Below are 15152 nucleotides of genomic sequence, written 5' to 3'. Positions count from 1 at the left end.
GGGATCAGTGCTGCGCGAGGAAGCCGTCGCGGAAGACGGGGCGCTGCTCACCGGCTTCGACGGCCAGGTGGAAGCGGTTCTGCCGCGGCGGCATCGGACAGTTGTACTGGTCGGAGAATCCGCAGGGCGGCACGAAGGCGCGGTTGAAGTCCAGCCGGACCCGGCCCGGGTCGACGGTGCGCTCCACGAAGAGGAAGCGCCCGGCGCCGTAGGTGGTGTCGCCGTTGGTGGGGTCGCCGAAGACGAGCAGCAGGGTGCCGTCGTCGTCGAAGGCGCTGAGCGTGTACTCGCGGCCGTCCACGGTGAGCGAGATGTCGCCGGGCACCACCAGGTCGCGGGTGCCGCCGTTGTCCCGGAGGTGCTCGAACGCGACGCGCCGGGCGCCAGGCACCGGCCGGTACGAGGCTTCCAGGACCCAGGCCGGGTCGTAGGCGAAGGCGTCGGTGCGCTCGAAGTGGCGGATGGCCGGCGACTCCGCGTCCCAGAAGCGCAGGCCGTGCTCGGGCTCGCCGGTGACCAGGTCGGTGCGGGAGAGCGCGGTGACGGTGATCCGCTCCGGCTGTCCCGCGCGGGCCGCGTCGAGGTCGGGCCGCTCGCCGGCCGGGAGCCAGCGGGTCTCGACGAGGGCGAGGTTCCCGGTCGGGGAGGTGACCGAGCGCCGCCGCTGGGCGCGCCAGTCCTCCCAGGCCGCGGCGGGGCCGGCGGCCGGCTGATCGGGGGTGGTGGCGTGGGACACGGTATGGCTCATTCGCGTAGTCGATCCAAGGCCGTCACGCCTCGATGGTCACGCTGCGTGAAGTAAACCCAAAGGACTATCTTTATCTGTCATAAGACTGCCTAATGTCAAATTTGCGCCACATGGCGAGACGGCGCCCCTCTTTGTCCTCGGGCAGGTTAAAGCCAGCGTGGATTGCGGCGTAAATTCTTCCCACGCCGGACAGCCGCTGCTACGTTCCCCGTGAAAGCCGGGCCGGCGGCATGCCGATGACGGCGGGAGGGGCAGTGTGAGGCGCATGACGGCACGACCCGCGAACGCCCATCAGGCGCGGCTGCTGCGCCTGCTGCGCGACGGTGGGCCCACCTCCCGGGCGCAGCTGGGCGACCGGATGGACCTCTCGCGCTCTCGGCTGGCCGTGGAGGTCGACCGGCTGCTCGACACCGGGCTGGTGATCGCCGACGGGCTCGCCGCCTCCCGCGGCGGGCGCCGCTCGCACAACATCCGCCTCTCGCCCACGCTGCGGCTCCTCGGCGTCGACATCGGCGCCACCTCGGTGGACGTGTCCGTCACCAACGCCGAGCTGGAGGTGCTCGGCCACCTCACCCAGCCCATGGACGTGCGCGAGGGGCCGGTCGCGGTCTTCGAGCAGGTCCTGGCCATGGCCGGAAAGCTCCGGGCCACCGGCGTGGCCGAGGGGTTCGACGGGGCCGGGATCGGGGTCCCGGGCCCGGTGCGCTTCCCCGAGGGGGTGCCCGTCGCCCCGCCGATCATGCCCGGGTGGGACGGCTTCCCCGTCCGCGAGGCGCTCAGCCAGGAGCTGGGCTGCCCCGTGATGGTGGACAACGACGTGAACCTGATGGCGATGGGAGAACAGCAGGCGGGCGTCGCGCGCTCCGCGAAGGACTTCCTCTGCGTCAAGATCGGCACGGGCATCGGCTGCGGCATCGTGGTCGGGGGCGAGGTCTACCGCGGTACGACCGGCAGCGCGGGCGACATCGGCCATATCGTGGCCGAGCCCGACGGCCGGCCGTGCGCCTGCGGCAACCGCGGCTGCCTGGAGGCGTACTTCGGCGGCGCGGCGCTCGCCCGCGACGCCGAGGCGGCCGCCCGCGAGGGCCGGTCCCCCGAGCTCGCCGTCCGGCTGGAGGCCGCGGGGACCCTCGCCGCCAGCGATGTCGCCGCCGCCGCGGCCACGGGCGACGCCGCCGCGCTCGATCTGATCCGCGAGGGCGGCACCCGCACCGGCCAGGTCATCGCCGGGCTGGTCAGCTTCTTCAACCCCGGCCTCGTGGTGATCGGCGGCGGGGTGACGGGCCTTGGCCACACCCTGCTCGCCGCGATCCGCACCCAGGTCTACCGCCAGTCGCTGCCGCTGGCCACCGGCAACCTCCCCATCGTGCTGGGCGAGCTCGGCCCCCTGGCCGGGGTCATCGGGGCGGCCCGCCTGATCAGCGACCACCTCCTCTCGCCGGCCTGACCCGACACCCACCCACACCCGCACCCACCCGCACCCGCACCCGCACCCCAACCCCCCTCGCCGCCTCAGCCGCTCCGCGATCAGCCCTGCCCGCAACGGCGCGATCACCGTCGCCGCCGTCCTGGTCCAGAAGGGTCGTACCAGCCATGAGGGACAACCCACACACACCGGCCGACTCACCGATCCGCACCAGCCGCAGAAACCTCCTCTTCGGAACCGCCGCCGCGGGGGCGCTCTTCGCCGCCGGGTGTACCAGCAACGAGAACAACGACAAGCCGGACGACAGCCGGCAGGCCGCGAACACGGCCGACACCGAGCCCGGCAAGAAGGTCACCATCGGCTTCGCGGGCCCCCAGGCCGACCACGGCTGGCTCAACGCCATCAACGAGCAGGCCAAGCGGCGCGCCAAGGAGTACGAGGACGTCACCCTGGAGACCACCGAGGGCTCCAACGACACCGCCCAGCAGATCGGCCAGATCGAGACCCTCATCAACAAGAAGGTCGACGTCCTGGTCATCCTGCCCGCCGATGGCAAGGCCCTCACCCAGGTCGGCCTCAAGGCCATGAGGGCGGGCATCCCCGTCGTCAACCTCGACCGGATCTTCGCCACCCCGCAGGCGTACCGCTGCTGGATCGGCGGCGACAACTACGGCATGGGCCTCAACGCGGGCACGTACATCGGCGAGAAGCTCAAGGACACGAAGAACGCCAAGGTCATCGAGTTGGCCGGGCTCGACAACCTGGAGCTGACCCGGCAGCGCACCAAGGGCTTCGACGACGCGCTGAAGAACTACCCCAACATCGAGAAGGTCGGCCGCCAGGCCGCCGACTTCACCGTCGAGTCGGGCCAGGCGAAGATGGCCCAACTGCTTCAGGCGCACAAGAAGTTCGACGCGCTCTGGAACCACGACGACGACCAGGGCGTGGGAGCCGAGCGGGCCATCCAGCAGGCCGGGCGGGACGACTTCCTGATGGTCGGGGGCGCGGGCGCGAAGCGCGCCATGGACGCCATCAAGGCCGACAACACCGTGCTGAAGGCCACCGTCCTCTACCCGCCGACCATGGCCGCCTCCGCGATCGACCTCGCCCGCGCGCTCGGACAGGGCAAGGGCGTCGGCGGCCTCGCCGAGCTGGAGATCCCGGCCTCCATGACCCTCTACTCCGCCGTGGTCACCAAGGACAACGTCGACGACTACCTGCCCACCGGATTCAGCTGACCCTCTGCCCCCGCCCCGCCGGACCGAGTCCCCCGTCTACCCCCGGTACCCGCCTGAGGAGGCCACGCATGCCCCGATCCTTCACTCTCTTCACCGGTCAATGGGCCGATCTGCCCCTGGAGGAGGTCTGCCGACGGGCCCGCGACTTCGGCTACGACGGACTGGAACTCGCCTGCTGGGGCGACCACTTCGAGGTGGACCGGGCGCTCGCCGAGCCCGGCTATCTGGACGGCCGGCGGCAGCTGCTGGAGAAGTACGGGCTCCAGTGCTGGGCCATCTCCAACCACCTGGTGGGCCAGGCCGTGTGCGACTCCCCCATCGACGAGCGCCACCAGGGCATCCTGCCGGGACGGATCTGGGGCGACGGCGACCCGGAGGGGGTACGGCAGCGGGCCGCGGCCGAGATGGCGGACACCGCGCGGGCCGCGGCCGCCTTCGGGGTCCGTACCGTCATCGGCTTCACCGGGTCGTCCATCTGGCACCTGGTGGCGATGTTCCCGCCGGTGCCGCCCCACATGATCGAGCGCGGCTACGAGGACTTCGCCGAGCGCTGGAACCCGATCCTGGACGTGTTCGACGCGGAGGGCGTGCGCTTCGCCCACGAGGTGCACCCGAGCGAGATCGCGTACGACTACTGGACCACGCACCGCGCGCTCGAAGCGGTCGGCCACCGCCCCGCCTTCGGGCTCAACTTCGACCCCAGCCATTTCGTCTGGCAGGACCTCGACCCGGTCGGCTTCCTGTGGGACTTCCGGGACCGGATCTACCACGTGGACTGCAAGGAGGCGCGGAAGCGGCTGGACGGCCGCAACGGCCGGCTCGGCTCACATCTGCCCTGGGGCGACCCGCGGCGCGGCTGGGACTTCGTCTCCGCCGGTCACGGGGACGTGCCGTGGGAGGACGTCTTCCGGATGCTGCGCTCCATCGGATACGACGGGCCGGTGTCGGTGGAGTGGGAGGACGCCGGCATGGACCGCCTCCAGGGCGCGCCCGAGGCGCTGAAGCGGCTGAAGGCGTACGACTTCGACCCGCCGTCGGCCTCCTTCGACGCGGCCTTCGGCGGCGGGTCCGACTAGGCGCCCCCGGGGTGTCCCGGGGCCGGGGCGGGGCCGCCCGCACGGGGGTAGCGGGCGGCCCCGCCCCGGCCGCCGGGCCGTTCGCCGACGCCATGGCTCACCATGGTGGGGACGGCAGGCCGGCCGATGTGCCGCCGCGCCCCCGCGCCCCCGAACCGGAAGAAGAACCCGCCCATGACGATCCGCGTCCTGCTCGCCGACGACCAGACCCTGCTGCGGGCCACCTTCCGGATCCTGATCGACTCCTGCGAGGACATGGACGTGGTGGCGGAGGCCGCCGACGGCGGCGAGGCGGTCGCGCTCACCCGCGCGCACGCCCCCGACGTGGTGGTGATGGACATCCGCATGCCCGGCACCGACGGCCTGGCCGCGACCGCGGCCATCTGCGCCGACGCGGATCTGTCGGCGACCCGGGTGCTGATCCTCACCACCTTCGAGACCGACGAGTACGTGGCGCGGGCGCTGCGCTCGGGGGCCAGCGGCTTCCTCGGCAAGGACGTGGGCGCCGAGGAGCTGCTGACCGGCATCCGCACCGTGGCCTCCGGCGACTCCCTCCTCTCCCCCGTGGCCACGCGCACCCTGATCACCCGCTTTCTCGCCGCCCCCGACCCCGAGGCCCCGCTGGCGCCGCCCGAGCTGCTCGCCTCGCTCACCGCCCGCGAGCGGGAGGTGATGGCCCTGGCCGCGGAGGGGAAGTCCAACGCCGAGATCGCCGAGGCGCTGTTCCTCAGCCCGCTGACCGTACGCACCCATGTCCAGCGCGCCATGAACAAGCTGGGGGCGCGGGACCGGGCCCAGCTGGTCGTCATCGCCTACCAGTCCGGCCTCGTCCGCCCCGCGCCCCCGCGCGACTAGGGGGTGTCCAGGCCGAAGAAGGTGATGGCCCGGGCGGCCATGCCGGCGAGCGGAAGCGAGTGGCCCGTGCCCTGGACGCTGATGGCCTCGACGGGGGCCCGGTCGCCGGTGGCCCCGTAGCGGGTGCGGGTCCAGTTGGTCTGCGGACTGTCCGTGCTCGCGGGAGTCTGGCTCACCCCCAGGACGTTGGTCCACTGCTTGATCGCCTCACCGAAGTTCGGATAGCGCAGGGTGGCGTCCTCGGTGCCGTGCCACAGCTGCATCCTGGGCCTGGCGCCCGTGTACCCGGGGTAGGCGCCGCGAGCCAGATCGCCCCACTGCTGCGGTGTCTTGATGATCGTGCCGTTGGCGCAGGCGCTGTTCCAGCCGGATCCGTCCGTGGTGGCGAAGCAGCCGAAGGGCACGCCCGCGAACGCGGCGCCCGCCTTGAACACGTCCGGGTAGTCGCCGAGCAGGACGTTGGTCATCATGGCGCCGGAGGAGGCTCCGGTGACATAGACCCGGCTGGGGTCGGCGTTGTTGCGCTGCTGGACGTAGCGGACCATCGACACGATGCCCACCGGGTCGCTGCCGCCGTCGTGCCGCAGCGCCTGCGGCGAGGAGACGTCGAAACAGTTGCCGCTGCGGGTGGCGGACGGGTAGATGACGATGAAGCCGTAGCGGTCGGCCAGCGAGGCGAACTCGGTGCCGGAGTAGAACGCGGGGCCCGAGCCCGTGCAGTAGTGCACCGCGACCAGGACCGCGGGGCGCGCCGCGACGTTGTTCGGCACGTACAGGTGCATCCTGAGGTTGCTCGGATTGTTGCCGAATCCGGTCACCTCGGTGAGCGTGGCGGCCGCCGCGGGCGGCGGTGTCAGCAGGAACAGCGACGCGAGCAGCGGCAGGATGCCGCCGAGTAACGCCGCGAGCACGGACCTGGGTGTTCTGCGCCGCCTTCCGGCCACGTCGGTGTTTCCGGCTGACGCGGGGCTGTTGGTCATGTCCCTGTCCTTTCTAGACTTGTTGCCGTGAAGGGCTTGCTGCTGCGGCTCTCGGCGCTGGACGCGGATGCCGCCACCGCGGTGCGCGTGATCGCCCACTTCGAGGCGCTGCTCGGCGGTGCCACCCTCGACGCGACCGCGCTGGCCCGGTCCACCGCGGGGCTCGCGGAGTGCGCGGCGGGCGTGGCGCTGCCCGACGGCCGCGGGGCCCGTTTCGGGCCGGACGGCGCCGCCCTCCCGGGCGAGCCGGAGGCGGTGTCCGGGAGCGTGGCGCTCGGCCCGTCCGGGCGGGTCTGGCTGGAGCGGCCGGGGCGGCCGGGCCCGTTCGACGAGCTGATCCTCGAGTGGATGGCGATCGCGGCGCGGATGCTGTCGGGCGGCTTCCTGCGGCCCCCTGCGCCCACCGCGCCGAGCGCGCCTCGTACGCCCGATGTGGCCGATCCCGCGCTGGTGGAGCTGGTGCTGGCCGAGCGGGAGTCCGACCACGACCGCGCCCGCGCGCTGCGGCGGCTGGGCCTGGCCCCCGAACTGCCGCTGCGGATGGTCGCGGTGCGCGGCGACCCGGCCGTCGACCCGGGCCTGGACGCGGTGGCGCTGCTGGGACGCGCGGGGCTCGAGGCCGTCGTCCGGGTCACCAGGACCGGCCCGTGGGGCACGGTCCTGGTGCAGCCCCCGGCCGGGGCGGCCGACTCCCCGGCCGCGGCGCTGCGGGCCGCGGTGGCCGACCCCCGCCGCGGCCCGGACGTGGCGCGCGACGCGGCGCGCCGGCTACGGATCGGCGTCGGCGGCCTGGTTCCGGCGCTCGCGGCCCGCGAGTCCTGGGCACAGGCGCGCACGGCGCTGCGGTTCGCGGTGGCGGGCACCCCGCGGGAGGCGGTGGCCGACCACGACGCGCTCGGCCCGGTGGCACTGCTGGCCGACATCCCGGCGGAGCGGCTGGGCGCGCTGCCCGAGGCACGGCAACTGGACACGCTGGCCGCCCAGCCGAACGGATGCCTGACCATCGCCGCGCTGGCCGCCTTCTGCCGCACCGGATCGCTGCGCCAGGCCGCCGCCGAACTGCATCTGCACCACAGCTCCGTGGCCGCGCGCCTGGCCCATGTGGAGGCCGCACTGGGGTGGCGGCTACGCGACCCCGAGCACCGCTTCCGCGCGCAACTCGCCCTGTACGCAAGACAGTTGGCCGCCGCTCCGGCCTGAGTGCGGGCGGCCGGGGTGGCGGTCATGGCGCGAGCGCCCGCCGCAGGACCGCGACCGTCTCGGCTCTCATCCGCCGGACCACCCCGGCGTACTCCACCGCCGCCGAGCCGTGAAACGTGCCCGGAAAGAGGTGCAGTTCGGTGGGGACACCGGCAGTGAGCAGGGCGCGCGCGTAGTCGATGCCCTCGTCGCGCAGCGGGTCGAACTCCATCACCGCGACATAGGCGGGCGGCAGCCCCCGCAGCTCGGCCGCACCGGCCCGCGCGGGGGCCGCGTACGGCGGCACGTCGCCGGTGCCGGGCACCCCGGCGCCCAGATACGCCTCCCAGCTCCGCCGGGCCAGGTCGCGGGTCCATACGGGCGTGTCGGTGAAGGCCCGCGCGCTCGGGGTGTCCAGCCGGTCGTCGAGCGCGGGGCTGCCCAGGTACTGGAAGCGGATCGCGGGGCCACCGCGGTCGCGGGCGAGCATCGTCAGAGCCGTGGCCATGCCCGCCCCGGAGCTGTCGCCGAGGACCGCGATCCGGTCCGCCATGACGTCCGGTCCGGCGTCGCCCTTGGCCAGCGCGCACAGCCCGGCGTAACAGTCCTCCAGACCGGCGGGGAAGGGGTGCTCGGGCGCGAGACGGAAGTCCGGCGAGACCACCACGGCCCGCAGCTCGCGGCACAACGGCAGGTTGACGGCGTGGTCCACGTCCGGCGAACCCAGCATGAAGCCACCGCCGTGGATGCTGTAGACGGCGGGCAGCGGCCCGGCGGCGCCCCGCGGCCGGTACGTGCGCAGCGCCACGTCCGACCCGCCCCGCGGCCCCGGCGCCGACACCTGTCCGACCTCAACCCCCGCGCCGTCCACGGCCGCGAGCCGCCCGGCGACCTCCCGCGCCTGCGCGGCCCGCGCGGCGGCGAGGTCGGAGAGGTCGACCGGGGGGATCAGGGCCGCGGCCGCGGCGAGTTCGGGGTCCAACGGGTAGTCGTAGCCCATGCGTCACACCGTGCCACGGGGCGTGGCGCGGGTCATCAGACAGGCGTCGGGACAACGCTTCTTTTCACCCGACTTACGTGCGGCCCCATCAGGCTCACCCGTCCCTCGCGTTCATGCGGCGGCGCCCGGCCCGGCCGCCCCGGAAATTGCCCGGCGGCGGCCCCGCCGGTCGGGCACCATGGCACGGTGACCAGCAGTTCCCCGACGCATCCGGCTCCCCTGGAGCGCTTCCGGACGATCCTGTCCGGTCTCTCCGACCGTACGGAGAGGTCCCTCGATGACCTGATCACCGCGCTGACGCACCTTGACGCGACCGGTGACGCCGCCGATGCCACAGCCGCGCTGCGCATGCTCGGCGAGCGGCCGGGCGTCGTCCTGCGGTTGGACTGGCAGGTGCGGCGGTCGTGGCAGCACGCGGAGTGGTCTCACTCCGCGCGCCCGGGGGCGACGGCGCCACCCGCGCCGCCGGAGTACGACCGCCCCCTGGCGCTGGCGTTCGCCTGCTCGCACCACGACGGGCGGGTCCGCGAGCGCGCGGTCCGGCGGATCGTGGAGCGGCCGAGCCCCGAACTCATGCCCTTCCTGGTGCTGCGCACCGGCGACTGGGTCCGCCAGGTGCGGGAGCGGGCCCGGGCGGGCCTGACGGACCTGCTCCAGCGGGACCCGGCGCGGTACGTCCCGGCCGCCGCGCCGACCGCGCTGCTCGCCGACCGCCGCCGGCGCGGCGACTTCGCCCGCCGACAGGTCCTCGCCGCGCTGCTGTCCGCCCCCGGAACGGCCCTGTTGGAGGGGTTGCTCGCCTCGCCGCTGCGCGAACAGCGGCGGTTCGCGCTCGAGGTGGCGGGCGCGGCCGGCCGCCTTCCCCTCCGGGCGCTGGTCTCGGTGGCGGAGGGCGACACCGATGTGCGGGTGCGGGCCCGGGCGGCCGAGGTGGCCGCCCGCGAGGCGGTCTGGACCGACCGGGCCGACCTGCTGCGGCGGTTGGCCGCCGCGCGCCATCGCGAGGTGCGGGCCACCGCCCTGACCGGGCTGATACGTGCGGGACATGCCGAGGAGGTCACGGGCGCGCTGGACGACCCGGCGGGCCTGGTCCGGGCCGTGGCGCGGGATGCCGCCCGCCGCACGGGCGTCGAGCCGCTCACCCACTACCGCGCGGCGGTCCGGGGCCCGCAGCCGCCGACCGGGGCCCTCGACGGGCTCGCCGAGACCGGAAGCGACGCCGACGCCCCGCTGCTGCTCCCCCTGCTCGACCACCCCCAGGCCCCGGTCCGTGCCCATGCGCTGCGCGCGCTGCGGATCCTCGACGCGGTGCCGACCGACCGCGTCGTCCCCTTGCTGCGCGACCCCTCGGCCAGAGTGATCCGCGTGGCCGTCGCCACGCTGCGCCCGCGCGCCGCGCGGCTGCCGCGCGGGCTGGCCGCCTCGTTGCTCACCGACCCACGGGCGGCCGTCCGCAAGGCCGGATACCAGCTGCTGTCCGAGCCCGACCCCGTGGCCCGACTGCTCACCGTCCTGCCGTCTGCCCTCGACCCCGACCCCCGGCTGTCGGCCCGCGCGGTCGCCGAGGTCACGACCCTGGCCCGGGGCCTGCGCCCCACGCCGGAGCAACGGGCCGACCTGCTGGCCCGGACCGAGGCCTCCGCGGCCGCGCTCCCCCACCGCACCCTCCAACTGCTGCACGAGGCGCTGGACCCGACCTCGTGGACGGCGGAGCTGCTCAGGGCCCGCCACGGCCGCCACCCCGACACACGCAATCCGCTCATCGAGCTGAAGGCCACGTTCACCGCCGAGGATCCGCGCGCCACGGCCGAGCTGATCCGGGAGGTGCTGACGGCCGTCCTCGAACACGCCACGGCCCCCGCCGGGGAGTGGCCGACCGAGGACGAGTGGCCGACCCTTCTCCCCGAGTGGTTCGTCCAGCGCTGCGCCCCCGAGCCCCCGCCCCCGCCGGAGCGGACGGATCCCGCCACCTGGCTGGCCCGCTGGCGTGGATTGACGCAGCGTCAGCGACAGATCGAGGCGATCTCCGCCGCCACGGCGGACTGGCGGCTCGCCGGCTGGCTCGACCTCTTCGATCCCGACGGGCTCGCCGACTCCCGTAGCTGGCGCTTCTGGGACTGCGGCGCCACCCGGCAAACCGACGGCTGGGTGCGGGTCGGCGTGGACGGCCATCCGTACGGCGGTCGCGGGGCGCTGCTCTGGCTGATCGAGGCCGCCGGGGGCTACGACATCGATCTGCCGTGAACCGTTGCCGCCTCCGCCGCGGGAGATCCCACGGCGGAGGCGGCGACGGGGTCTGGGGCGGAGCCCCAGTTGAGGGAAGGGGCGGGTAGGGGATCAGCCCGCCGCAGGCGTCACATCGGTCACCTTCCAGCGCTGGTTGGCGCCGGAGTTGGGCTGCCAGGTGGAGACCGCGGCCCCGTCCTGCGTGGACTGGCCGGAGACCTCCAGCAGCCTGCCGGTGGCGGCGTTGACGAGCGTCCACGTGCCGTCCCCGGTGGTCGACATGATCCACTGGGTGGCCTGGTCGCGGGCGCCCTGGTCGGGCTCCAGGACCGCGGCGCCGTCACGGACGGCGAGCCGCTTTCCGTCCGTCGGGTTGGTGAACACATACCGCTGGCGGTTGCCCTCGCCGCTGATCTGACGGAGCTGCCACTGCTGGGTGGTGTCGGCCGCGTCGGCGCTCGCGGTCTTGATGACGAGCCCGGTGCCGCCCTCCGCGACGGTGAGCTCCTTGCCGCTCTGGGCGCCGGTCAGCCGGTAGGTGTGGCCCTCGCGCAGCAGCGCGGCGTCCTTCGCGGTGCCGGAGACCCCCTTGACGAGGAAGGAGGTCACCGATTGGGCCGGGACGGTGAAGGTGGCGCGCCGGTCGGTGACCCGGATCGGGCGGTGCCGCTCCAGCTTGCCCTCGGCGCTGGTCACGACGGGGGTGACGGTGGCGCCACGCGAGACGTTCGCGAACTTGGACAGGTCGATGGTGACCGTGCGCTCGGCGGTCGTGCTGTTGACGTGGACGACGGTGGCGCCGTTGCCCCGCTGGGAGACGGCGGCGGCGCTGGAGGTGTCGTCGACCTTCACCAGCCGGTCGCCCGGCTTGATGTAGTGGGTGAAGTTCCGGGCGGTGTCGAACTTGGTGTTGGTGCGGATCGGGCAGGTCTTCAGGGTGTCCTTCGAGGTGCAGCTGAAGGGGAGCTGGATGCTGCCCCAGTTGCCGCCCTTGGCGGACTCCCCGCCGGGCTTCATGTTGTCGTAGTCCTCGACGGGCTGCCAGAAGACCCAGGCCCGGGGCTCGAGTTCGCGCAGGTCGTCGACGATGTGCTGGGCCAGTCCGAGGCCGGGCCGCATGTCCTGGAAGTCCTGGCCGTCGCCCCAGTCGCCCTCGACCTCGCTCATCCACAGCGGCTTGTCGGCCGCCTTGGCCAGGTCGCGCACGGCGGTGCGGCCGCCGGTGCCGTAGGTGTGCACGTTCATCTGGCCGACCAGGTCACGCACCTCCTGCGGGTAGGTGTTCCAGTTCTGGGCGAAGATGTTCGGGTTGGTCTCGTCCATCGCGGAGATCTTCGCGCCGGTCCTGGCCTTCTCCAGGGCCGGGGCCAGGGCGCGGATCACCTTCTGCTGGAGTTCGGGGCCGATGTGGGCCCCTTCCTGACGGCCGCCGACCGGCTGGCCGTCGGCTCCCAGGCGGGTGCTCCAGTAGCCGGTGTTGGGCTCGTTGAAGGGGTCGACGGTGTCGACCTTGATGTCGTGCGCCTTCTCCAGCCGCTTCGTGGCGCCCGCCAGGTACGCGGCGAAGTCGCCGACGGATTCGGTCTTGAGCTGGTCCGTGTTGGCGTTGAAGCCGCCGGAGACATAGCCGCTGGTGGTCATGAACCAGGGCGGGGAGTTGCTGAACGTCTCCCAGTGGTCGATGTCGCCCTTGATCCGGTCCACCCACCAGCGCTGCTTCGCGTCGGCGTCGGGGTTCCAGTCGGCGGGGTCGTCGGCGCTCCACCAGTCGGTGTCCTCGCGGGTGGTGCCCTCGGGCGCCTTCCACCAGCCCGGGACCGCCCCTCCGGCGCGGAGGTAGTCCTTGACGTCCGGGGCGTTGCCGCCGCCGATGTTGTAGCGGGCGATGTTGAGGGCCAGGCCGTCGTCGCCGAAGAGGAGCGAGGCCAGCTTCTGGCGTATCTCCTCGGGGTAGCCGCCGGTGGCGTTGGCGAACCACACCAGGCTGGTGCCCCAGCCCTCGAACTTCTGCTGCTGGTAGGAGGGGTCGGGCGAGACGGTCACGGAGGCGGCCGCGGCTGTCGGCTGGGCCTGTGCCTGCGGTGACGGTGCGGTGATCAGGGCGGCGCCGGTGGCCAGAGCCGTGACGCCGATGGCCCCCAGGAGCCGTGGTGTGCGGGTACGGCGTTCCATCGTGTGCTCCCAACTCGTTGGTGGTCGCTTCGGTGGGACGGCATGCCCAGCGGACATGCCCGTGTGGGGGGGGTGTCAGGTGGCGGGCGCTCGCAGCACGGCGACTTCCCGCGGGCGCAGGGTGAGCGAGCCGTCGGCGGCCGTGGTGCCGCCGGTCAGCGGCTCCCCGGTGAGGCCGTCCAGGCTCACCTGCTCGTCGGTGCGGTTGACGAGGAAGAGGTAACGGGCGTCGGCGGTGCGGCGCACCGTCAGCTCGACGCGTCCGCGCACCTCGGCGGGCAGCTCGCTGTGGACTCCGGCGCCCTCCAGCAGGTCCGGCAGGAGGCGGGTGAGGCCGTCGGCGCCCAGTCGGGTGGAGACATACGCGGCCGAGCCCTCGCCCACCGCGCGGCGGGTGACGGCGGGGCGGCCGGCCTGGTTGCCGGTGCGGTAGTGGGCGAGGATGCGTACGCCGTCGGGGTCGGTGACGGTGATCCGGTCGGTCCACAGGGTGCCGGTGGCCGGCCCTTCCGCCCCGTCCGGACCGTCCGGGCCGTCCAGTTCGACGGTGTCCCCGGCGAGCAGCGGGCCGAACTCCTCGATGCGGATGCCCAGCAGCTCGCGCAGGGCCCCGGGGTAGCCGCCCAGCCAGATGTGGTCGTTCTCGTCGACGACGCCGGAGAAGTACGTGGTGACCAGGTGGCCGCCCGTCTCGGCGTACCGCGTGAGCTCCTTGGCCAGGGCCTGGGGCACCACGTGCAGCACGGGCGCGATCAGCAGGCGGTACTCGCCGAGGTCGGCCCGGGTGGTGATGACATCGGCCCGGATGCCCAGCGCGAGGAGGGCGGAGTACCAGTCGAGGGCCTCCTGCCGGTAGTTGAGCAGGGAGCTGGGGTGGGAGTCCTGCTCGCTGGCCCACCACGAGTCCCAGTCGTATACGATCCCGACCCGCGCCCGCTCGCGCTCGGCCCCGGCGACCGGCGCCAGCGCCTGGAGGGTGGCGCCCAGCTCGGTGACCGCGCGGAACACCTCGCTGTCGGTTCCGGCGTGGGGCACCATCGCCGAGTGGTACTTCTCGGCGCCGGCCGCCGACTGCCGCCACTGGAAGTAGCAGACCGCGTCGGCGCCGTGCGCGACATGCAGCAGGGAGTCGCGGGCGAGGTCGCCGGGGCGCTTGGCCAGGTTGACCGGCTGCCAGTTGACCGCGCTGGTGGAGTGCTCCATCAGGAACCAGGGGCGCCCGCCGGATATGCCGCTGGTGAGGTTGGCGGAGAAGGACAGCTCGTCGCGGTCCTGGGGGCCGGGGAGGACGTAGTGGTCGTTGGAGACGAAGTCGATCTCGTCGGCCCAGTCGGCGTAGTTCATCCCCTTGGTCTCGCCCATCACCATGAAGTTGGTGGTGACGGGCGTTCCGGGGGTGAGCTCGCGCAGGATGTCGCGCTCCGCGCGCAGATACTCCTTCAGCGCGTCGGAGGAGAAGCGCTTGAAGTCCAGCTGCTGGGTGGGGTTGGGGTGGGACGCGGCGAGCCGGGGCGGCAGGATCTGGTCCCAGTCGCTGTAGCGCTGGGACCAGAAGGCCGTGCCCCAGGCGTGGTTGAGCGCATCGAGCGTCTCGTAGCGCGCCCGCAGCCAGTCGCGGAAGGCGCGGGCGGCGTCGTCGGAGTAGTCGTAGATGTTGTGGCAGCCCAGCTCGTTGGAGACATGCCAGGCCACCAGGGCGGGGTGGTCGGCGTAGCGCTCGGCCATCCGGGTCACCAGGCGCAGCGCGTGCTCGCGGAAGACCGGGGAGGTGGGGCGCCAGTGCTGCCGCGCGCCCGGCGACAGCGTCTCGCCGGAGGCGGTCACCGGGAGGATCTCCGGGTGCGCCGTGGTGAGCCAGGGCGGCGGGGACGCGGTGGCGGTGGCCAGGTCGACGCCGATGCCGCCCGCGTGCAGCAGGTCCATGACCTCGTCGAGCCACTCGAAGTCCCACCGGTCCCGGGCCGGCTGGATGCGGGCCCAGGAGAAGATCGCCACCGAGACGACGTTGACGCCGGCCTGGCGCATCAGCCGGACGTCCTCCTCCCACACCTCGCGCGGCCACTGCTCGGGGTTGTAGTCGGCGCCGAAGAGGAGGCGGGGGGAGGCGGGGTCACCGTCCGCCCCGTGCGGCAGCCGGGAGAGGAGGGTGGAGATCATGGTGGTCCTTCCGGAGTACCGCACGGGGCGGCGCGGCGTTGGTGCTGGTGGTGCTGGTGATGCTGGTGGTGCTCGGAGCGTCCGGCAGCGGGGCG

12 protein-coding genes are annotated in these 15152 nt (G+C 73.4%); 6 read left to right on the top strand and 6 right to left on the bottom strand.

What is annotated here, in order from left to right; all coding sequences use genetic code 11:
* Positions 1 to 4: 4 nt before the first annotated feature.
* Positions 5 to 748 (bottom strand): DUF1684 domain-containing protein, encoded by a 744-nt coding sequence (locus ABTY62_RS20225; RefSeq protein WP_352130796.1) that lies wholly within the window; start codon positions 746 to 748, stop codon positions 5 to 7.
* 265 nt (positions 749 to 1013) lie between these two features.
* Here ABTY62_RS20225 and ABTY62_RS20220 point away from each other — a divergent pair, with 265 nt between their 5' ends.
* The 3 genes from ABTY62_RS20220 (at position 1014) to ABTY62_RS20210 (ending at position 4488) form a co-directional block, all read left to right on the top strand.
* A complete protein-coding gene (locus ABTY62_RS20220; RefSeq protein WP_352130795.1) occupies positions 1014 to 2195 on the top strand; it encodes an ROK family transcriptional regulator in 1182 nt (393 codons plus the stop codon).
* Between the two features lie 146 nt (positions 2196 to 2341).
* On the top strand, positions 2342 to 3412 hold the full coding sequence (locus tag ABTY62_RS20215; RefSeq protein ID WP_352130794.1) for a substrate-binding domain-containing protein: 1071 nt from the start codon (positions 2342 to 2344) through the stop codon (positions 3410 to 3412).
* 68 nt (positions 3413 to 3480) lie between these two features.
* Positions 3481 to 4488: a sugar phosphate isomerase/epimerase family protein gene (locus tag ABTY62_RS20210; RefSeq protein WP_352130793.1), complete on the top strand. Its 1008-nt coding sequence runs from the start codon at positions 3481 to 3483 to the stop codon at positions 4486 to 4488.
* On the opposite strand, the gene ABTY62_RS20205 is transcribed toward ABTY62_RS20210, so the two are convergent.
* Complete coding sequence (locus ABTY62_RS20205) at positions 4485 to 4664, bottom strand: hypothetical protein (RefSeq protein WP_352130792.1); 180 nt, start codon at positions 4662 to 4664, stop codon at positions 4485 to 4487. The two genes, ABTY62_RS20210 and ABTY62_RS20205, sit on opposite strands and share 4 nt — an antisense overlap.
* On the opposite strand from ABTY62_RS20205, the gene ABTY62_RS20200 reads away from it, so the two are divergent.
* Positions 4663 to 5343, top strand: a complete 681-nt coding sequence (locus ABTY62_RS20200) for a response regulator (RefSeq protein WP_352130791.1) — start codon at positions 4663 to 4665, stop codon at positions 5341 to 5343. The two genes, ABTY62_RS20205 and ABTY62_RS20200, sit on opposite strands and share 2 nt — an antisense overlap.
* Here ABTY62_RS20200 and ABTY62_RS20195 read toward each other — a convergent pair.
* Positions 5340 to 6323 carry an extracellular catalytic domain type 1 short-chain-length polyhydroxyalkanoate depolymerase gene (locus ABTY62_RS20195; RefSeq protein WP_352130790.1) on the bottom strand — a complete coding sequence of 328 codons (984 nt, stop codon included), beginning with the start codon at positions 6321 to 6323 and terminating at the stop codon, positions 5340 to 5342. The two genes, ABTY62_RS20200 and ABTY62_RS20195, sit on opposite strands and share 4 nt — an antisense overlap.
* 27 nt (positions 6324 to 6350) lie before the next feature.
* On the opposite strand from ABTY62_RS20195, the gene ABTY62_RS20190 reads away from it, so the two are divergent.
* Positions 6351 to 7523: a PucR family transcriptional regulator gene (locus tag ABTY62_RS20190; RefSeq protein ID WP_352130789.1), complete on the top strand. Its 1173-nt coding sequence runs from the start codon at positions 6351 to 6353 to the stop codon at positions 7521 to 7523.
* A 22-nt stretch (positions 7524 to 7545) separates the two neighbouring features.
* On the opposite strand, the gene ABTY62_RS20185 is transcribed toward ABTY62_RS20190, so the two are convergent.
* Positions 7546 to 8502, bottom strand: coding sequence for an alpha/beta hydrolase (locus ABTY62_RS20185; protein WP_352130788.1), 957 nt, complete (start codon positions 8500 to 8502; stop codon positions 7546 to 7548).
* Between the two features lie 186 nt (positions 8503 to 8688).
* Between ABTY62_RS20185 and ABTY62_RS20180 the strand changes: the two genes are divergently transcribed.
* Positions 8689 to 10746: an amino acid adenylation domain-containing protein gene (locus ABTY62_RS20180; RefSeq protein ID WP_352130787.1), complete on the top strand. Its 2058-nt coding sequence runs from the start codon at positions 8689 to 8691 to the stop codon at positions 10744 to 10746.
* 93 nt (positions 10747 to 10839) lie between these two features.
* Here ABTY62_RS20180 and ABTY62_RS20175 read toward each other — a convergent pair whose 3' ends face one another.
* Positions 10840 to 12900 carry an RICIN domain-containing protein gene (locus tag ABTY62_RS20175; RefSeq protein WP_352130786.1) on the bottom strand — a complete coding sequence of 687 codons (2061 nt, stop codon included), beginning with the start codon at positions 12898 to 12900 and terminating at the stop codon, positions 10840 to 10842.
* Positions 12901 to 12975: 75 nt separating this feature from the next.
* On the bottom strand, positions 12976 to 15057 hold the full coding sequence (locus tag ABTY62_RS20170; protein WP_352130785.1) for a beta-galactosidase: 2082 nt from the start codon (positions 15055 to 15057) through the stop codon (positions 12976 to 12978).
* Between the last annotated feature and the right edge of the window lie 95 nt (positions 15058 to 15152).

Origin of the sequence: Streptomyces sp. NPDC097640, from assembly GCF_040302705.1 — a bacterium.
In the GTDB taxonomy this organism is placed as follows: domain Bacteria; phylum Actinomycetota; class Actinomycetes; order Streptomycetales; family Streptomycetaceae; genus Streptomyces.
This window is presented reverse-complemented; position numbering and strand designations above follow the sequence as displayed.